The organism is Streptomyces smyrnaeus, assembly GCF_017676345.1.
In the GTDB taxonomy this organism is placed as follows: Bacteria; Actinomycetota; Actinomycetes; order Streptomycetales; family Streptomycetaceae; genus Streptomyces; species Streptomyces smyrnaeus.
Map to the genome: position 1 here is coordinate 153,254 of NZ_JAFFZM010000014.1, position 18,756 is coordinate 172,009.

The 18,756-nt window shown below is 73.2% G+C and carries 12 protein-coding genes; 8 read left to right on the plus strand and 4 right to left on the minus strand.

Features of this window, described 5'->3' with window-relative positions; genetic code table 11:
* The first annotated feature begins 10 nt into the window (after positions 1-10).
* From JW613_RS22855 to JW613_RS22875, 5 genes are all read left to right on the plus strand, one after another.
* Entirely contained in the window at positions 11-391 is a 381-nt protein-coding gene (locus JW613_RS22855) for a TadE family protein (protein ID WP_245226152.1), read from the plus strand.
* The gene (locus tag JW613_RS22860; protein WP_209212778.1) at positions 391-828 is read left to right on the plus strand and encodes a TadE/TadG family type IV pilus assembly protein; all 438 of its coding nucleotides are present in this window, start codon (positions 391-393) and stop codon (positions 826-828) included. The genes JW613_RS22855 and JW613_RS22860 overlap by 1 nt, the downstream gene beginning before the upstream one ends.
* Positions 825-1,307 carry a TadE/TadG family type IV pilus assembly protein gene (locus JW613_RS22865; RefSeq protein ID WP_209212779.1) on the plus strand — a complete coding sequence of 161 codons (483 nt, stop codon included), beginning with the start codon at positions 825-827 and terminating at the stop codon, positions 1,305-1,307. Before JW613_RS22860 ends, JW613_RS22865 begins: the two co-directional genes overlap by 4 nt.
* Positions 1,308-1,365: 58 nt before the next feature.
* Positions 1,366-4,974, plus strand: coding sequence for a BTAD domain-containing putative transcriptional regulator (locus tag JW613_RS22870; protein ID WP_209212780.1), 3,609 nt, complete (start codon positions 1,366-1,368; stop codon positions 4,972-4,974).
* Positions 4,975-5,086: 112 nt separating this feature from the next.
* Complete coding sequence (locus JW613_RS22875) at positions 5,087-6,694, plus strand: vWA domain-containing protein (RefSeq protein WP_209212782.1); 1,608 nt, start codon at positions 5,087-5,089, stop codon at positions 6,692-6,694.
* A gap of 92 nt (positions 6,695-6,786) precedes the next feature.
* Here the strand turns inward: JW613_RS22875 and JW613_RS22880 are convergent, their stop codons facing one another.
* The 4 genes from JW613_RS22880 to JW613_RS22895 all read right to left on the minus strand — a co-directional run bounded on the left by JW613_RS22880 (position 6,787) and on the right by JW613_RS22895 (position 10,534).
* On the minus strand, positions 6,787-7,464 hold the full coding sequence (locus JW613_RS22880; protein ID WP_209212784.1) for a LysM peptidoglycan-binding domain-containing protein: 678 nt from the start codon (positions 7,462-7,464) through the stop codon (positions 6,787-6,789).
* Positions 7,465-7,755: 291 nt separating this feature from the next.
* Positions 7,756-8,493: an endonuclease I family protein gene (locus tag JW613_RS22885; RefSeq protein WP_245226153.1), complete on the minus strand. Its 738-nt coding sequence runs from the start codon at positions 8,491-8,493 to the stop codon at positions 7,756-7,758.
* A 530-nt stretch (positions 8,494-9,023) separates the two neighbouring features.
* Entirely contained in the window at positions 9,024-9,443 is a 420-nt protein-coding gene (locus JW613_RS22890; RefSeq protein WP_209212788.1) for a pyridoxamine 5'-phosphate oxidase family protein, read from the minus strand.
* 20 nt (positions 9,444-9,463) lie between these two features.
* On the minus strand, positions 9,464-10,534 hold the full coding sequence (locus JW613_RS22895; protein ID WP_209212789.1) for a PucR family transcriptional regulator: 1,071 nt from the start codon (positions 10,532-10,534) through the stop codon (positions 9,464-9,466).
* A 253-nt stretch (positions 10,535-10,787) separates the two neighbouring features.
* Here JW613_RS22895 and JW613_RS22900 point away from each other — a divergent pair, with 253 nt between their 5' ends.
* The 3 genes from JW613_RS22900 to JW613_RS22910 all read left to right on the plus strand — a co-directional run bounded on the left by JW613_RS22900 (position 10,788) and on the right by JW613_RS22910 (position 18,623).
* A complete protein-coding gene (locus JW613_RS22900; RefSeq protein ID WP_209212791.1) occupies positions 10,788-11,417 on the plus strand; it encodes a hypothetical protein in 630 nt (209 codons plus the stop codon).
* A gap of 117 nt (positions 11,418-11,534) precedes the next feature.
* Positions 11,535-13,526, plus strand: a complete 1,992-nt coding sequence (locus JW613_RS22905; RefSeq protein WP_245226128.1) for an SPFH domain-containing protein — start codon at positions 11,535-11,537, stop codon at positions 13,524-13,526.
* Positions 13,527-13,691: 165 nt separating this feature from the next.
* On the plus strand, positions 13,692-18,623 hold the full coding sequence (locus JW613_RS22910; RefSeq protein ID WP_209212793.1) for a DNA repair ATPase: 4,932 nt from the start codon (positions 13,692-13,694) through the stop codon (positions 18,621-18,623).
* Positions 18,624-18,756 lie beyond the last annotated feature (133 nt).

An 18,756-nucleotide genomic window follows, 5' to 3' on the forward strand; every position in this document is an offset into this window, starting at 1 on the left:
CGAAAGCGGCATGACCGCGATCGAGTTCGTGCTCCTCACCCCGGTGCTGTTCTTCCTGATCTTCGCGACGGTGCAGTTCGCGCTGTACTTCTTCGCGGACCACGTGGCACAGGCGGCGGCACAGGCCGGTGCCCGCAAGGCCCGGCAGGAGGCCGACGCCGATCCGGGCGGCTGGCGCGCCAAGGCGAGACAGACCTCCGGCGAATACATCGAACAGCTCGGCCCCGAACTGATCCTGGACCCCGATGTGAAGCTGCTCGGGCCCGACAACAACACCGTCGGTGTGGAGATCCGCGCCCAGGTCCCCTCCGTCTTCCCCGGTCTGGACATGGATGTGTACGCGATCTCCCGGGGCCCGGTGGAACGGTTCGTACCGGACGGGGGCGGCTGATGGGAGACCGACGGTGGGGCAGACAGGAGCCGCCCCGGTGGGGCGGCGACGCCGGACTGTCGACGATCGAGGTCGTCATCCTGGCGCCGGTGATGATCCTGTTCATCCTCGTCCTCGTCGCCTTCGGCCAGCTCGTGGACGGGCGCGGGGCCGTGGACAGTGCCGCGCGGGACGCGGCGCGGGCCGGATCGCTCCAGCACGGCAGCCACGCGGCGGCGATGACGGCCGCGCAGCAGGCGGCCGCCGCCACCCTCAAGGGCACCTGCGCGGGGAATGTGACCGTACGCGACGCGGGCAGCGACTACCGCTCGGGCGGGCTGTTCACCGTCGAGGTGAGCTGCCGGGTGCGCGGCCTGGGCATTCTCGGCCTGGACATCGCCAAGGAGATCACGGGCCGCTCCAGTTCGCCGATCGACCCGTACCGGAGGACCGGATGAGCCGGACCGGACCCGCGCCGGGTGAGCGCGTCGCGACCTGGCTGCGGACCAGGCGCGCGGCCTGCGACGACAGCGGGTCCGGCGCCGCGGCGGTCATCATGTTCGCGCTGCTGTTCATGGTGCTGGCTGCTTTCGTGGTGGACGGCGGGCTGTCCATCTCCCAGCGCGAGCGCGCCGCCGACATCGCCGAGCAGGCCGCCCGCTACGCGGCGCAGGACATCGACGAGGAGGCGCTGCGCGCCAGCCAGGGCCGCAACGCACCCATCAACTACGAGAACTGCCCGGCACGCGTCCAGGAGTTCGCCGGCCGGTCGGGGCTGTCGGGGGCGGACCTGGAAGCCTCCGGCTGTGTGTCCGCCAGCGCCCAGCAGGTCCGGGTCCGTATCCAGCTCACCTACCGCCCGGTCCTCACCGGGCTGTTCTACAGCGCACCCCTCACTGTCCACGGCACGGCGACGGCGGAGTCCGTGACCGGGTGACCGACGGTCCCACCGCCCCTCCTCCACGTCCGCACTTCTCACCTTGGGAGCACACGACATGGCGCGCCGCAGTTCGACACCGGCACCGGCCCCCGGTGGGCCCAGGTCCCGTTCGCGCTCGCGCACGCCCGTAACCGTGCGCACCCGGCGCACGTTCGGGGACGTGCTCAAGGCGTTCTGCGCGTTCGTCGCGCTGGCAGTGCTGGTGGCCGGGGTGCCGTTGGCGCTGGCGTACTTCATCGGCTGGCCGCTGCCGCACCGGATGCCGTCGCTGGACATGCTGCGCGACGAGGTGAGCGTCGGGGTCTTCATCAACGTGCTGACGGTCGTCGTGTGGCTCGCCTGGGCGCAGTTCACCGCCTGTGTGCTGGTCGAGGTGAAGGCCGCGCTCTCCGGGGTGGGCCTGCCCGCACGGGTGCCGGGGGCCGGCCCCAGTCAGCTGCTGGCCCGGCAACTGGTCACCGCGATCCTGCTGCTCGGCTCCAGCACGGCGAGCTTCGCTCCGGGGCTGGCCCAGCTCGGGCACAGCGTGCAGCCGCACCAGCCGTCGCAGACCGTCGCCAGTGCCCAGCTCCTCCACGGCCAGCAGCGGGCCGAGGCGGCCGATCAGGTGGAAGGCGGCGGCCCCCACGTCATGGGCGGTGGCGGCCCGGACACGGTCGTACCGGCTCAGGGCGGCAGCGAGCGGGCCGGTACGGCGCGGCAGGCGTCCGCACCGGGGGACGCCTCTCGTGCGGCGCAGACGAAGTTCTACCGCATCCAGCCCCCGGTGGGGCGCCACCACGACTCCCTGTGGGAGATCGCCGAGCGGCATCTGGACGACGGCCGCCGCTACAAGGAGATCTACCGCCTCAACAAGGACCGGGTGCAGCCGGACGGCTCCCGGCTGTCCGAGGCGAGCCTGATCCGGCCCGGCTGGATCATGGAGATGCCGGCCGACGCGCACGGCGGCGAGCTGGTCGAGATGCCGGACGACGCCCAGGAGTTGGACGCCGAGGAGCGTGCCCAGTACGAGCGCTACCAAAGGCACGGAGCGGATCGCGACGCCGGCGGCCAACAGGACGGGCAGCAGCGGCACGAGCAGCCGTCGGGGCAGGAAGGGGACCGGTCGGTCCAGGACGAGCCCACCGCGCCGGACAGCGACTCGACCCGGCGGGACTCCGCCGAGCCGGCTGAGAAGCCCTCCGACGACGCTTCCACGGACGGCCCCGGCGACGCCCCCGGTGACGCCCCTGTCCTGGAGCCGAGCATCCCGGAACAGCGCGACGACAGCTCGTCGCCCACTCGGCCCGACCAGGAGATCCCCAACGCCCCTGGCGGCACCGACCCGGACGACCGGAGCGACCGCGGCGACCAGGGCGGCGACCAGGACACCCGGGACGGCGGAACCGACCGGAAGGCGGACGGCTCCGACGGCTCGCAGGGCCCGGACGGGGACGTCCGCCCGGACACGGACGTCCGCCCGGACACCGAGGAGAAGCTGGAGGTTCCGCCCGGCGAGCACGCGCCCGACCGGCAGGAGCAGTCCGTCCCCGAGACCCCGGCCGAGCGCCGGCCGACCCACACCGAAGACCTCGGCGACGCCGAGGACGACGACGGGCTGCCCGGCCCCGGTATCTCCCAGCCGGACGACATCCGGCCCGGCGCCCCGGACACCCGGCCGGGCGGCACCGCCCCGCACATCCCCGCCGAGGACGGGCCCGCCACACCGGCACCGGACGAGGGCGGGAGCGGCAAGGGCGACGACACCTCGACCGACCTCGACAACGCCGGGGTCCCGGAAGCCGACCGCGCCAATCAGCTCGACCGTGCCCAGGACGCCGGCGCGGACGCCGACGACGGCGTCCTGGGGCCGATCGGACTGCCGGAAGCCCTGCTCGGGGCACCGCTGTTGGCGGCAGGGGTGCTGGCCGCGCTGGGCCGCCGACGGCGGACGGCGCTGTGGAAGGCGGTCACCAAGGGCACCCGCCGCGCGCCCGGCGACGACTTCACACCCCCGTCCGACCCGGCCGCGCAGGCCCGCGACGCGCTCCTCGTCAGCGCCGACCCCGCCGCCGTACGCTTCCTCGACCGGGCGCTGCGCGGGCTGGCCGAGGACCTCGCCGACGCGGGCCGTCAGCTCCCGGTGGTCTACGCGGCCTGGCTGACCGGACAGGATCTGCACCTCCAGCTCGCCGAGGAGTCCGGACAGCCGCCCGCACCCTGGCGGTTCGGCCAGAGCCCCAGCTTCTGGACCATCCAGCGCACCCATACCCGTTTCGACGTGGACACCAGCGGGCCCTCGCCCTACCCGGCACTCGTCAGCCTGGGCCTGCGCGGGCAGGCGCGGCTGCTGCTCAACCTGGAGTCGGTGCCGGGACTGGTGTCGGTGGCGGGCGACCAGGAGCGGCGTACCGCCGTCCTCGCCTCCATCGCCGCCGAACTGGCCACCGGCAGCTGGTCGCAGGGCATGGGCCTCACCCTCGTCGGCTTCGGTGAGGAGCTGACCGCGCTCGCCCGCGGGCGGGTGCGGTATCTGCCCGAGGTGGCGGAGCTGCTGCACGAGCGGGAAGGCGCCGCGGCGGCGCGGGAGGAGGCGCCGCAGGTGGTGCTCGTCGGGGTCGAGCCCACCGAGGAGGAGGCACGCCGCCTCGCGGCGCTCGCCACCGAGAGCGGAGGTCCGCGGGTCGGCTTCGTCGTCGGTGTCCCCGGCGGGCGGCTGCCCAGCGTCGTATGGGAGTTCACCGTCGACGCGGACGGGACGCTCGCCGCGCCCCGGATGGGCCTGGAGGTACGGGCCCAGCTGCTGCCCGAGGACGTGCGCACCGCGGTGGTCGAGCTGTTCGCCGACGCCGACGACGAACGGGCCGAGGGCAGCGGCGGCCCCGGCTTCCGCGTCGACCTCAGCGCAGGCGGTCGCCCGGCGGTCTATGCGCGGATCATGGGCGGCTACGACGTCAGCGGTATCGAGCCGCCCGAGGAGTCGCGCAGCGCTCTTCTGCACGAGGCGCTGGCACTGCTGCTGCTCAACCGGGACGGCGTGCACCCGCGCGTCCTGGCCTCCGCGCTGTGGCCCAAGGGGGTCACCGACGACGTCCGGGACGCGCTCGTCGACCGGCTGCGCGGCTGGCTGGGCATCGAGACCGACGGCACGCCCCGGCTGTCCACCGACAAGGACGGACGGCTGGTGCTGCGGCCCTCCGTCGTCTCCGACTGGGACGTGCTGCGCACCCTGCACCACGGCTGCACGTCGGAGCGCGGGGCCAAACTGGCGCCGCAGGTGCGGCGCCAGAAACTCGCCGAAGCGCTGGAGCTCGCGCGCGGGCCGCTACTGGCCGACCGCCCCGAGGGCCGGTACGGCTGGCTGGCGTACGACGTCGTCGAGGCGCAGCACCCGCTGCTCGTCGCCGAGGTGGGGCTGGCGCTGTGCGCCGAGCACCTTCGGTTCGGGGAACCGGAAGCCGCGGTGGGCGCCGTGCGGGCCGCGTTGCGGAGCGCTTCGGCGGACGAGCGGCTGTGGGACGCCCTGCTGCGGGCCGCGCATGCCACCGGTGAGCACGGTGCGCTGGACGAGGCGGTCCGCTGGGTCACCGATCGCGCCGCCGAGCTCCACGGTGCCGAACGCGGCCTTCCGCCCCGGACCCGGGCCCTGCTGGAAGAGCTGGCTCCGGGGGCCTACCCGGGCTGAGGGATCGGCGGGAGCGGGTTCGTCATCGAATTGCGACCTTTCGCAGGGGTCCCGCCGGGGGCGGGGCACGTCATACCGGGGCACGAGCCGAGTGACGGTGTGAGGGGGCGCGATGAAGCGGGGACGGATGGCGGCGGTCGCCATCACGGTGGCGGCGGGCGTGCTGGCCGGGTGCACGGGCGGCACCCACAATCAGCGAACGGCCGACTCGGCGAAGGGCGGCGGCCCGCCCGGATACGCCGAGGGCGGCGGTTCCGCACCCGGGGACGTGGCTCCCGCGAAGCCGACCGAACCGGCCGACTTTCGGTCGACGTTCGCGCTGGACGTGGACACCGCGTCCTACAGCTATGCCCGACGCACCCTGAGCGACGGCGCCCGCCCGGCGCCGCGGACGGTGCGGACCGAGGAGTTCGTCAACAGCTTCCCGCAGGGCTACCGGCGGCCGAAGGGGGACGGCTTCTCCGTCTCGGCGGACGGCGCCCGCACCGGGGCGGCGGACTGGTCACTGATGCGGGTCGGGCTGGCGACGAAGAAGAGCGACCCGAAGGCGCCCCGCCGCCCGGCCGCGCTCACCTTCGTGCTCGACGTGTCGGGCTCGATGGCCGAGCCGGGACGGCTGGACCTGGTCCAGAGCGCGCTGCGGACGGCGGCGGACGAGCTGCGCGGCAGCGACTCCGTCTCGCTGGTGACGTTCAGCGGCGAGGCCGAGACCCTGCTGCCCATGACGCGGCTGGACGACGGCGGGCGCGGCAGACTCCGTGCCGCCGTCGCCGAGCTGGAGCCGCAGTCGAGCACCAACCTCGGTGCGGGGATGAAGGAGGGCTACCGGCAGGCGGCCGAGCACCGCCGCTCCGGTGCGACCAATCGCGTCGTGCTGATGTCCGACGCGCTCGCCAATACGGGCGAGACGGACGCCGAGGCGATACTGGAAGAGGTCGCGCGGCACCGCAAGGAGCAGGGCATCTCCCTGTTCGGGGTCGGCGTGGGCAGCCACTACGGCGACGCGTTGATGGAGCGCCTCACCAACAAGGGCGACGGCAACACCGTCTACCTCTCCACCCGGAGGGAGGCGGGCGAGGTCTTCGTCAACCAGCTGCCCCGCAACATCCAGCTGCGGGCCCGCGACGCCAAGGCGCAGGTCGTCTTCGACCGGGACGCGGTGGCCGACTTCCGGCTGCTCGGCTATGAGAACCGAGAGGTGGCCGACGAGGACTTCCGGGACGACTCGGTGGACGGCGGAGAGGTGGGCCCCGGCCACACGGTCACCGCGCTGTACGCGGTCCGGCTGAAGGACGGCGCGACGGGGAGGGCGGCCACCGCGACGGTCCGCTGGCTGGACCCCGACAGCCGGAAGCCGCACGAGGAGTCCCGCACGGTCGCCACCACGGCGCTGACCGGCGGGGACCTGTGGACGGACCCGGACGTCTCGCCGTATCTGCGGCTGTCGGCCGTCGCCGCCTACTTCGCCGACGCGCTGCGCACCGGGAAGGGCGGTCCGTCGCCGGACCCCGCCTCCGACCCCGGTAGCGACACCGACACCGGTAGCGAGCTCGGGCCCGGGGCGGAGTCCGGGCCGGCGAAGCCGGCCGTGCAGCCGCTGCCCGCCGCGCCCTCGCTCGGGAAGCTGCGCCGTGAGGCGGACCGCCTCGCCGAGGATCCGGGGCTGCGGTCGGCGGCGGGGCTGGCGAAGGACATCAGCCGGGCGCAGCGCGTCCACTGACGGGCGGCGGAAAGGGGCCATGGCCCGCGCCCTCGGGGGAAGAGGCGCGGGCCATGGCGGTCGGAGGGAAGCCCTCGTCGTCGGTCGGCGGCTCAGCCGACCTGGAGCTTCTGGCCCGGCAGGATGAGGTCGGCGTCGTCGCCGATGGTGGACTTGTTGTCCGCGTAGATCTGCTGCCAGGTGGTGTCGTGCGCCTCGGCGATCCGGCCGAGGGTGTCGCCCGGCTCGACGGTGTAGTTGCCGTGCCCGGTCCTGGGGGCCTGCTGCTGCGGCTGGGCGGGCTTCGGCTGCGCGGGCTGCTGCTGCGGAGCCGCCTTCTTGGGCGCCGACTGCTGCTGCGGCTCGGTCTTGTTGCCGTCGCTGCCGCCGTCCGGGTTCACGTCGGCCGCGGGGCCGCCGGAGGTCAGGCCGCCGGCGCCGGCGCACGCCCAGGCGCCGGGACCCTGCATCTTCAGCAGCTTCTCGGCGACGGCGATCTGCTGATCCTTGGTGGCCTGGTCGGCACGCGGCGCGTACTTGGTGCCGCCGGCGGCGGCCCAGCTGGAGTTGTTGAACTGGAGGCCGCCGTAGTAGCCGTTACCGGTGTTGGCGTGCCAGTTGCCCGAGGACTCGCACTGGGCGACCTTCTCCCAGGTGTCGACCGAGGCGGCCTGCGCGCCGGTGGCGGAGACCAGCGGAATGGCGACTGCGGCGCCTGCCACACCGGTCACGGTGGCGATGCGGGTGGCCCTGCCCGGACGACGGTGACGGCCCTTGCCGGAGAACAGCATGGTCTTTCTTTCCTTACGGTCGCGGCTGTTCGCCTACGAGTTCGAGGCGAACGGATCGAGCGGGAGCGACCGTAAGCACAGCTGTCCGAATGCTCCAACGACGGGCAATAAAGATCATTCCGGCCGCTTGACACCCAACAGTGGCATCTGTGCTGGTGAATGCGGTTGCACAGAGATCGGTGCGGCCGGGTGTGACGTAGCCGTCGGAGACAAGCGTCACAGATATGGGCGTTTTGCGACGGGTTGAGGAGGGTGGGGCCGACCCGTCGGCCGGCCCCACCTCCGGGCTGGTCAGGACCAGATCGCGTCGACCCACTCCGGGTGGTCGATGAAGGGGTTGCGGTTGTGCTGGAACTGGTCGTATATGACGTCGTTCCGGTTCTTCTCGAAGGCGCTCGGCGGGTCCTGCTCGTTCCACTTCTTCAGCACCGACAGCCGGCCATGGGCGGGCGCGGAGCCGTTGTCCACCTTGTCGTTGGGCTCCAGATCGGGGAAGGAGCCCTCGCCCTCGTACCGCACGGCCATGTAGAGGATCATGCGGGCCACATCGCCCTTGACCTCGTCACGCGGTTCGAAGGAGTCGCTGTCGGTGCGGTTGCCGGGCGCCTCCCCGACCTCCTCGCCGCCCTCGTCGAAGTCCTTGTTGCCCCGGGTGCTGTTGACGGAGGCGTCGGTGGGCCGCAAATGGTGGATATCGGTTCCCGGGCCGGTGGCGGTGCCGAAATCGCCGTGCGACTTCGCCCACACGTGCTCCCGGTTCCACTGGTCGGCGCCGCCGCCGTTGTCGTCCGCGCTCTGCGAGCGGCCGGTGTACAGCAGGACGACGTCGGAGGGGTTGTCCGGATCCTTGTCGGTGGCCTTGAGCGCGTCCCACACCTGGTCGTAGGAGAGCGCGTCGGATTCCTTGATGATGCCGTGCAGGGCCGACTTCAGCTCGGGGCCCGTCTTGCCCTCGGCGTCCTGGTAGTAGTCGGCGGGGGCGTCGCTCGCGGAGGTGGGGAACGTGGGGGAGTCGGGTGTGAGGGGCATCGCCGTGGCCGGGACCTGTGGGGACAGCACCAGCAGCGTCGCGGTGCCGAGGGCGGCGGCCAGAGGAGCGCGAAAGGCACGCATGGGGGGTCCTCTCGATGGCACGGGTGGCGCCCGGGCATCAACTCCCCCGAGTGCACCCCGTGTTGGCATGGGACGGGGGGAGCCTGCCAGATTTTCGAACACACGCAAGAGGGTCGAACATCGATGCCCTTCCACTCGGGGTGGCGCGGCCCCGCGCGTCCGCGCCTTCCTCCCCGAACCGGAGGAGCTCACCCGGGACGGCCTGGTGCTGCTCGACGAGGTGGAGGTCGTCCGCTTCCCCGGCCGCGACGAGGCGGCCGACGGCGGGCCGACCGTCGGCGGGCCGACCGGCGGTGGGGCGTCCGGCGGTGGGGTCAGGAGCGTGAACTGGCTGCTCGTGATCGCCGGGGCCGCCGGCCAGTGTGTCGGTCGGGCTGGGCGCCGCCTGCGCGGGCGTGGCGGTGGCCCGGGCGGCCCGGGGATGAACGGCGCGGCTGCGGACCGCTTCACCAGCCCGGGGGTTTCGCGGTGCCCATCGCACGGGTGACGGTGATCTCGATGACGACCCGCTCCGGGTTGGGCCGCGGCGGCTTGTAGCGCCGGGTGTACCGCTCCTCGGCGTCCGCCACCGACTCCGGGTCGTCCCGGACCACCGCTGTGCCCTCCAGCGTGCACCAGCGTCGCCCCTCCGCCTGGCTCACCGCCGCGTGCACGCCGTCCGGCCCGGCGGCCAGCACGTTGCGCACCTTCTTGCTGGAGCGGCTGCTGATGACCCGTGCGATCCGCGTCGCCGGGTCGTAGGTCACCCCGACCGGGACCAGGTGCGCGGTGCCGTCGGGGCGCGGTGTGGTGAGGAAGCAGATGCGGCGCTCCTCCCAGAAGCCGGGCTCCTCCCGGGAGCTCCCGGAAGAGGTCTGTGTGCTCATGGAGGGAACGCTACCGGCCGTCACGCCGTACCCAGTGGTGCGGCCGGCCAGCCGAGCAGGCGGGCGCCGATCACAGCCGTCTGCAGCATGTAGCGGTGGGACGGGTCGGTGGGGTTGGCTCCGGTCAGCTGGCGGATGCGCTCCAGGCGGTAGGTGAAGGCGCGGACGCTGAGTGTGAGTCTGCGGGCCGCCTCCGCCGCCACACAGCCCGAGTCGAAGTAGGCGGTGAGCGTCTCCAGCAGCGGCTCGACCCCGCCTCGGGCCGCCGTCAGCGGGCCCAGCGTCGCCTGGACGAGGTCGGCCATGGCCTGCCGGTCGCGGGTCAGCACGGGGTAGACGAGCAGTTCGGAGGCGTACAGCACCGGTTCGCGCAGCTCCAGTCGCGCACCGAGGTCGAGAACGCTGAGGGCCTCCTCGTAGGACTGCACCACGCCGCCCGGACCCGGCTGGGAGCGGCCTATCGCCACCTGACCGCCGTCCATCGCGGCGTAGCACTGCTTGGCGAAGTAGGTGAGCACCTCCGGCTGGTCGCCCGGCGCGACGCACAGCAGCCGGCCGTCCTTGGTGGTCAGCAGGATGCCGCGGTCGTGGAAGCGGGCGATCAGCGCGCGTTCGACCTGCCGCGCCACCTGGTGCCCCTCGTCGTAGGCGGCCGGTCCGCGGGCGACGGCCACCGCGTGGGTGTGCGAGAGCCGCAGCCCGAAGCGCTCGGCGCGCTCCGCCAGCCGCCCCAGGTCGCTGCGCCCGTGCAGCAGGTCGTCGATGAACTCCCGCCGGGTGGCCTCCTCCTGGCGGACCGCCTGCCGCTGGGCGCGCTCGTACCCCTCCGCCACCGCGTCGACCACCTGGTGCATCCCCGTCAGCAGACTGTCGGGGTCGCCCGGCAGGGACGGCCTGGCCGCACGCGCCGCCGTCAGATGGGCGCTGACCAGATCGCGCAGCCCGTATCCGGCGTCCGCCGCGCGTTCCCCCAACTCCCGCCGGGTCTCCAGCTCCTGCCGTTTCAGGCGGCGGCCGGTCGCGCAGACGTCGGCCAGGAGGGCGACGTACCCCTCCAAGTAGGTCTCCGGTATGCGCGCAGCGCCACTCACCCGTATCTCCGCTCTCCTGATGTCCCGTTGACGGTTCCTTGACGCCGTCCGGCACGCAGACCCTAGAGAACTCTGCCGGGTTCCGGCAATGCGTGTGGGGTGACCCGGACGCCAGAATGTTCGGCGAGGGGGGCACAACAGGGGGAAACCGGGGGGAACCGGGGGATGCCTCAGTGCCGCGCACCGACGGGGGGTGCCGTACACCGGCAGGTTCGCGGCGCTGAGGCAACGGGGGACGACGGAGGGGATGGCCATGGGAGCGTTCTTGCGAGCGGCCGTGGCCTTCCCCACCGTCGTGTTCTCCGCCGCCTTGCTCGTGGTCGTCGTCTGCTGGCTCCTCGTCGCCCTCGGCGCCGCGGACCCGGAGGGGTTCGAGGGGCCCTTCGGGGCTCAGATGTGGGGGCTGGGCGGACTGCCCGCCGCCGTCGGGCTCTCGCTGCTGACGGCGTTCGCCTGGCTGCTGAGTCTCACCGGCGGGGCGCTGCTCGACGGGTCCGGGCTGTCGCCGGGGCTGCAGACCGCGGCCGGTGCCGGACTGCTGGTCGCCGCGCCACTGGCCGCCTGGCCGCCCGCCCGGGCGGTGGCGCGCGGGGCGGCGCGGCTCCTGCCCGCGGGTACCGGCCCCTCGCGGCACGACTTCGTCGGTCTGACGTGCACCGTGCGCACCCGGCGGGTGGATGAGCGGTTCGGCCAGGCCGAGGTCATCGCCGAGGACGGCTCCAGCGCACTGGTGCAGGTGCGGCAGACGGGCACCGACCGGCTGACGCTGGGCAGCCTCGGCCTGCTGTACGCGTACGACGACGAGGGCGAGTTCTTCTGGGTCGCGCCCTTCGACGCCGCGCTCGATCCGGGCCGGCCCCTCGGCCGGCCGTCCCCCGGCTGACCGCTGCCGACCGGCCGGCACCACCGGCCACCGGTCACCGGCCACCCGCCTCGGTTCGCGCCGATCGGCTCACCGGCCCGGCTCCGCATTCCTTACACACTTCGCAAAGGGCGTCACATGGATACCTTTTCCCTGGGACTCGGCGTACTGGTCGCCGTCGTCCTGCTGATCGTGCTCGTCGCGCTCCTGGTCGTCTCCCGCCTCTTCCGCAAGGTGGAACAGGGCCGCGCGCTGATCGTCTCCAAGATGCGGAAGGTCGATGTGACCTTCACCGGACAGGTCGTCCTGCCCGTCCTGCACAAGGCCGAGGTCATGGACATCTCGGTCAAGACGATCGACATCTCGCGCACCGGCCGCGACGGGCTGATCTGCAAGGACAACATCCGCGCCGACATCCGGATCTCGTTCTTCGTCCGCGTCAACAAGACCGCCGAGGACGTCATCAAGGTGGCGCAGGCCATCGGCACGGAGCGGGCGAGCGACAAGGGCACCCTCCAGGAGCTGTTCAACGCGAAGTTCTCCGAGGCGCTCAAGACCGTCGGCAAGCAGCTCGACTTCGCCGACCTCTACACCAAGCGGGACGAACTGCGCGACCGCATCATCCAGGTCATCGGCACCGACCTGAACGGCTACAGCCTCGAGGACGCGGCCATCGACTACCTGGAGCAGACGCCGCTGGCCCAGCTGGACGCCGCCAACGTCCTCGACGCCCAGGGCATCCGGAAGATCACCGAGCTGACGGCCGTCGAGCATGTGCGCACCAACGAGTTCCAGCGCGGCGAGGAGAAGGAGATCACCCGGCAGAACGTCGACGCGCGCGAGGCGATCCTGGAACTGGAGCGGCGGCAGGCGGACGCCGAGATCAAGCAGCGCCGTGAGATCGAGACCGTACGGGCCCGTGAGGAGGCCGAGACGGCACGCGTCGTGGAGGAGGAGCGGCTGCGTGCCCAGGCGGCGTTCCTGCGCACCGAGGAACAGCTCGGGGTGCAGCGCGAGAACCAGAACCGCGAGATCGCCGTGGCGCAGAAGAACCGCGAGCGGGTCATCGCCATCGAGAGCGAGCGCATCGAGAAGGACCGCCTGCTGGAGGTCATCGCACGGGACCGCGAGACCGAACTGACCCGTATCTCCGCGGAGAAGGAGGTCGAGGCACAGAAGCGGGACATCGCCGAGGTCATCCGCGAGCGCGTCGCCGTGGACCGCACCGTCGCCGAGCAGGAGGAGTCGATCAAGAAGCTGCGCGCGGTCGAGGAGGCCGAGCGCGAGCGCCAGGCCGTCATCATCGCGGCGGAGGCCGAGGCGCAGGAGAAGCTGGTCAAGGACATCAAGGCGGCCGAGGCCGCCGAGCAGGCCGCCACCCACCGGGCGGCCGAGGAACTGACCCTCTCCGAGGCCCGGTTGAAGGCCGCCGATCTGGACGCCAAGGCCAAGGTCCGGCTCGCCGAGGGCATCCAGGCCGAGAACGCCGCCGCCGGGCTCGCCGAGGTGCAGGTGCGCGACAAGGAGGCCGAGGTCCTGGAGAAGGCCGGGCGCGCCGAAGCCGAAGCCGTCGCCGCACGGCTGCGTGCCGAGGCCGAGGGCGCACGCGCCAAGGCGCTCGCCGAGGCCGAGGGCGCCCAGGCACAGGCTGCTGCCGACGCGGCGGCGGTCGGCGAGAAGCTGAAGGCCGAGGCCGAGGGGCTGACGGAGAAGGCCGCCGCGATGGCGGCACTGGACGAGGCGTCCCGTGAGCACGAGGAGTTCCGGCTGCGGCTGGAGGCCGACAAGGACGTACGGCTGGCCGGGCTGGACGTCCAGCGGCAGCTTGCCGAGGCGCAGGCCACGGTGCTGTCCAAGGGCCTGGAGAGCGCCGACATCAACATCGTCGGCGGTGAGTCCGTCTTCTTCGACCGGCTGGTCTCCGCCATCTCGCTCGGCAGGAGCGTGGACGCGTTCGCGGGCAGCTCGGAGACGGTGCAGGCCCTTGCGGGGCCGTGGCTGGACGGCAGCGGGGATTTCACGGGTGACCTGAAGGAGGTTCTGGGCTCGCTCAGCACAGGCGACGTCCAGAACCTGAGCGCCTCCGCGCTGATGGCCAAGCTGACGAAGAACGGCGCGCCGCAGGGGTGACTTCTGGAGAGGGGGTGCCCCTGCCTCGCCGCCGCCGTCTGCGGGTGCTCCCCCAGCCTTCGGCCGGGAGGTGCCTTGGGGGTACCCCCTGCTCGAAGAGCTTGGGGGAGCAGGGTGGGCAGGCGCAGCCCCTTGGAGCCGAACGAAGACGAGAGGGAGGCAGCAATGGAGACCGGCACGTATGAGGTGTTGCGCGACCGGCTCGCCGCGCAGGGCGCCGAGCTCGCCCGCAGGGCCGAAGAGCTCAACACTCTGCGTACCGAGCAGTTCGGTGCCCGGCGGCTGGAGCTGAGCGACACCGGGCAGCTGCGCACCGAGCGCCCGAGCCTGCCCCGCGACGTCGTGGCCGTGGGCGAGCGGCTGCTGTTCGGCTACCACGCCGTGCCGGCCCCGGCCGACGGGGAGACCCGCCCGGCCGATGTGCTGGCCCTGCACGACCGGCAGCTCAACCCGCTGCCCGCCGACGCGGTGCCCGGACTGCTGGACGACGCCGACTTCCAGCGCGAGTTCGCCGCGCTGCACCGCTACTACCGGCACGCCCGGCTGCTGCGGCTGCGCCCGGTCGAGGGCAAGCTGCTGGCCGTCTTCCAGACCGGTGAGCGCCCCACCGACATCCGTGTCCTGCGCTGGGCGCTGGCCCAGGACGGCGGCGGCGCCCGGTTCCTGGACGCGCGCGGCGAGCGCGACCACACCTTCCCGCCGGCCCACGACCTGGCGTGGACGGAGGCCACCCGCGAGGACCACGTTCCCGGGCGCCATCCCCATGTGGCCGTCGGCGACGGCCTGTGCGTCTCGACGGTCGGCGGGTTCCTCACCGTCAAGGACGTCGACGACACCGACAGCGGTGCGGGGCTGCACCGTGAGCCGGTCACCGACCCCCTCCAGTCGCTGGCGGACGCCGAGATCGCGCACGCCCGGGTGGGCCCGCTGGTGCTGCTGCGGGTCAAGCCCTACAAGGAGGAGCAGCGCAGATACCTGGTCGTCAACACCTTGACCCGGCAGGTGGTGCGGCTGGACGGGATCGGCTCGGCCTGCCGTCGGCTGCCGGACGACGGCGGGCTGGTCTTCCCCGGCGGCTACTACCTGACCTCGGGCGAGTGGAAGACCTTCGACGCCGTGGCCGCGGACGGACCTGGCGGCAACGGCACCGGCACCGGCTTCGGCTTCGAGACCGCCGTGCGCGCACCGAACGGCGAGGACGTGCTGTTCGCCTTCCACGCTCCTCAGGAGGGCGGTCGCGACCTGCTGCTGTCGTACAACACGATGCGCCAGGAGGTCGCCGCGCCGCTGGTGTGCAAGGGGCACGCCCTCTTCGACGACGGCACGCTGGCCGTGCTGCGCGCGGACGGCGGGGACCGGGCGGAGCCCGCGCAGGTGCACACGCTGCAGTGGTGGGACTCGCCCTATCTCGCGGACACCGTCGAGGCGGGCCGTCAGGCCGACGCGGGACCGCTGGCCCGGATCGGCAACCGGGAGCTGGTCGGCGGCATCTCCGCCTGCCTGGCCGTCGCCCGCAGCGCCGCACCCGCGCACACGGAACCGACCGCCGAGAGCTACCAGGCCCTCGTCGCCGCCTGCGAGCGCACCGCCGACGGCCACCCGTGGCTCGGCGACCGGGAGACCGGCGATCTGCGCACCCCGCTGGAGGCGCTGCGCAGCACCGCGGCACAGGTGCTCGCCGAGCACCGGACCGTGCGCGAGCTCACCCAGCAGGCCGCCGAGGCGCTGGAGGAGGCGGCCGCCCGGCTGGCCTCGGTGGTACGGCGGCTGCGCGGCGAGGCACCGCGCTCGGCCGCCGCCTGGGTCGAGGGGCTGACCGAACTGCGGGCGGCCCAGGGCAAGCTGCTCGGCTGCGCGGAGCTGCGGTACGCGGACACCGCACGCGCGGCCGAACTGGCGGCCGAGGCCGAGACGGAGCTGGCCGACTTCGCACTGCGCGCCGTCGAGCGGCTGTGCGAGAAGGACGCGTTCGCGGGCCACCACCAGGAGATCGAGGAACTGCTCGGGCGGGCCCGGGAGCTGGGCACGGCCGCCGAAGCCGGACCCGTCGCCGACCGGATCGGCGCGCTGGAGGAGGGCCTGCGCACCGTCACCGAGGTGATCGGCGGGCTGGAGGCGGGTGACGCCACCGTCCGTACCGCCGCGCTGGAGCGGGTCTCGGAGGTGGCCGGCGGACTCAACCGGGCCCGCGCCACACTGGAGGCCCGCCGCCGCGCCCTGCTGGCCGACGAGTCCAAGGCGGAGTTCGCCGCCGAGTTCACGCTGCTCGGGCAGTCCCTCACCGCCGCGCTCGGTGTCGCCGACACCCCGCAGCAGTGCGAGACCCAGCACGCGCGGCTGCTGGCGAAGGTGGAGGAACTGGAGCAGCGGTTCGCCGATTCGGCCGACTTCCTCGCCGAACTCGACACCAGGCGCACCGAGCTCAACGACGCCTTCGCCGCGCGCAAGCAGGCGCTGTCCGAAGCCAGGGCGCGCCGCACCCAGCAGCTGGTCACCTCCGCCGAGCGCACCCTGCGCACCCTGGCGCGCCGCGCCGGTGAACTGGCCGACACCGAGGCCCTGGCAGCGTTCTTCACCTCCGACCCCATGACCGGCACCGTACGGCGCACCGCCGCGACACTGCGCGAGCTGGGCGAGTCGGCCCGGGCCCAGGAGCTGGAGGACCGGCTGGTGACCGCCCGCCAGGAGGCGGCGCGCGCCCTGCGGGACCGCGGCGAGCTCTACCTGGACGGTGGCAGCGTGCTGCGCCTGGGCCGCCACCGGTTCGCCGTCAACACCCAGCCGCTCGACCTCACCCTCGTTCCCGACGGGCCAGGCTTGTCACTCGCCCTGACCGGCACCGACTACCGGGCGCCGGTCACCGACCCCGAGCTGGTGGCGCAGCGCGCCCTGGGCCGGCGGCTGCTGCCTTCCGAGTCCGACGAGGTCTACCGCGCCGAGTATCTGGCGGCCCGGCTGCTGGACGAACACGGGCCGCAGGCCCTCGACGCGGCCGGGGACCTGGCCGGGCTCGTACAGCAGGCCGCGCGCGAGGCCTACGACGAGGGCTATGAGCGCGGCGTCCACGACCACGACGCCACACTCGTCCTGGAGGCGCTGCTGCGGCTGGAGGAGGGCGCCGGAGCGCTCCGCCACGAGCCCGGCGCCCGTGCCGCCGCGCAGCTGTTCTGGGCGCACGGCACCGCCCCCGCGCAGCGTGCCGCCTGGAGCCGGCGTGCCGTCTCGCTGGCCCGCGCGGGCGAGACCTTCGGCGGGGTGCCGGCCGGTGACCGGCTCCGCGCCGAACTCGCCGACCGGATCGCGGCGTTCACCGCGGCGTTCGAGGAGCAGAGCCCGCCGGGCGAGGGCGCCACCGCCCGGCCGGTGGCCGCGGCCGGCTATCTGCTGGAGGAGTTGACCACCGCGCCGGCCGGATTCGTCCTCGGCGCCGAGGCCCGCACCCTGCTGGAGAAGTTCCGCCACACCCTCGACGCCGACACCTACGACACCTACGTCGCCGACCTCGCGGCGCTTGAGACCTTCGCCGAACAGCACCAGCTGGCCTCCGCCTGGCTGTCCTCCTACGCGCGCTCCACCGGGACCGATCCGGCCCCGGGCGACCTGGCCGAGGCGGTCGCCGCGCAGCTGTGCCCCGAGCTGGAGCGCTACTCCGCCGAGGCGCCGCTGACCCGCACCGTGACCGGGCTGCTGGGCTCCCATCCCCGTGTCCGGGACGGGCAGCTCACCGTCCGGCTGGACGAGTTCCTCGCCCGGACGGGCTCCTTCCGCGCTCACGAGGTGCCCGCCTTCCGCGCCCACCAGCGGCGCCGCGCCCAGCTGGTCGCCGCCGAGAGGGACCGGCTGCGGCTGGCCGACCACCGGCCGCGCGCCCTGCCCGGATTCGTCCGCAGCCGGCTGATCGACGAGGTCTGGCTGCCGCTGATCGGCGAGAACCTGGCCAAACAGCTGGGGACCGACGCCGGGGTGGGCGCTCCGGGTGGCCTGCTGCTCCTGCTCTCCCCGCCGGGGTACGGCAAGACGACGCTGCTGGAGTACGTGGCCGAGCGGCTCGGGCTGCTGCTCGTCAAGGTGAACGGCCCCGCCCTCGGCCGGACGGTGACCTCCCTCGACCCGGCGCAGGCGCCCGGCGCGACCGCCCGGCAGGAGGTGGAGAAGATCAACTTCGCGCTGAAGGCGGGCAACAACACGCTGCTGTACGTGGACGACATCCAGCACACCTGTCCGCAGTTCCTGGAGAAGTTCATCCCGCTGTGCGACGGCACCCGCCGGGTGGAGGGCGTGTGGCAGGGCGAGCCGCACACCTACGACCTGCGCGGCAAGCGGTTCGCCGTCTGTATGGCGGGCAACCCCTACACGGAGTCCGGCAGCCGCTTCAGCGTGCCCGACATGCTGGCCAACCGGGCCGATGTGTGGAACCTGGGCGAGGTGCTGTCCGGCAAGCAGGACGCCTTCGCCCTCAGCTTCGTGGAGAACGCGCTGACCTCCCATCCGGTGCTGGCGCCGCTGGCGGACCGGCCCCGCGCTGACCTGGAGGTGTTGGTCGCCCTGGCGCAGCAGGACGCCACCGCCGCCGTACGGGCCGACCAGCTGTCGTGGCCCTGCCCGCCCGCCGAACTGGAGCGCATCCTCGCCGTGCTGCGCCATGTGCTGACGGTGCGTGGGACGGTGCTCGCGGTCAATCGCGCCTACATCGCCTCCGCCGGGCAGACCGACGCGAGCCGCACCGAGCCGCCGTTCCGGCTGCAGGGCTCCTACCGCACCATGAACAAGATCGTGCAGCGGATCGAGCCCGTCATGAACGACGCCGAGGTCGGCGCCGTCGTCGACGACCACTACTCCGCCGAGGCGCAGACGCTGACCGGCGACGCCGAGGCCAACCTGCTCAAACTCGCACAGCTGCGCGGGGCGCTCACCGCCGAGCAGGCCGACCGGTGGGCGGAGATCAAACGGGCCCATGTGCGCACCCAGGCGCTCGGCGACACCGACGCGGACCCGATGGCGCGCGCCGTCGCCGCCCTCGGTCTGCTGGCCGACCGCGTCGCCGCCGTCGAGTCGGCCCTCGTCCGCGCCACCTCCGCGCGCTCCGCGCCGCGGTGATACGGCCGGCGGGCACGCCGCTGCGATCGGATAACGAGACGGCCGGGGTGTCCGTTGCCCGTGGGGCCGTTGCTTAGGGTGAAGCTCCGAGCGTAGGACCGCGACGGAAGCGGTTGCGTGGACGTGACGTCGC

Coding starts and splice junctions, on each gene's coding strand:
- JW613_RS22885 (WP_245226153.1), bottom strand. CDS start 8,493: ATGCCCCTCACACCCGACTCCCCCACGTTCCCCACCTCCGCGAGCGAC.
- JW613_RS22910 (WP_209212793.1), top strand. CDS start 13,692: ATGGAGACCGGCACGTATGAGGTGTTGCGCGACCGGCTCGCCGCGCAG.
- JW613_RS22890 (WP_209212788.1), bottom strand. CDS start 9,443: ATGAGCACACAGACCTCTTCCGGGAGCTCCCGGGAGGAGCCCGGCTTC.
- JW613_RS22875 (WP_209212782.1), top strand. CDS start 5,087: ATGAAGCGGGGACGGATGGCGGCGGTCGCCATCACGGTGGCGGCGGGC.
- JW613_RS22880 (WP_209212784.1), bottom strand. CDS start 7,464: ATGCTGTTCTCCGGCAAGGGCCGTCACCGTCGTCCGGGCAGGGCCACC.
- JW613_RS22860 (WP_209212778.1), top strand. CDS start 391: ATGGGAGACCGACGGTGGGGCAGACAGGAGCCGCCCCGGTGGGGCGGC.
- JW613_RS22855 (WP_245226152.1), top strand. CDS start 11: ATGACCGCGATCGAGTTCGTGCTCCTCACCCCGGTGCTGTTCTTCCTG.
- JW613_RS22900 (WP_209212791.1), top strand. CDS start 10,788: ATGGGAGCGTTCTTGCGAGCGGCCGTGGCCTTCCCCACCGTCGTGTTC.
- JW613_RS22905 (WP_245226128.1), top strand. CDS start 11,535: ATGGATACCTTTTCCCTGGGACTCGGCGTACTGGTCGCCGTCGTCCTG.
- JW613_RS22865 (WP_209212779.1), top strand. CDS start 825: ATGAGCCGGACCGGACCCGCGCCGGGTGAGCGCGTCGCGACCTGGCTG.
- JW613_RS22870 (WP_209212780.1), top strand. CDS start 1,366: ATGGCGCGCCGCAGTTCGACACCGGCACCGGCCCCCGGTGGGCCCAGG.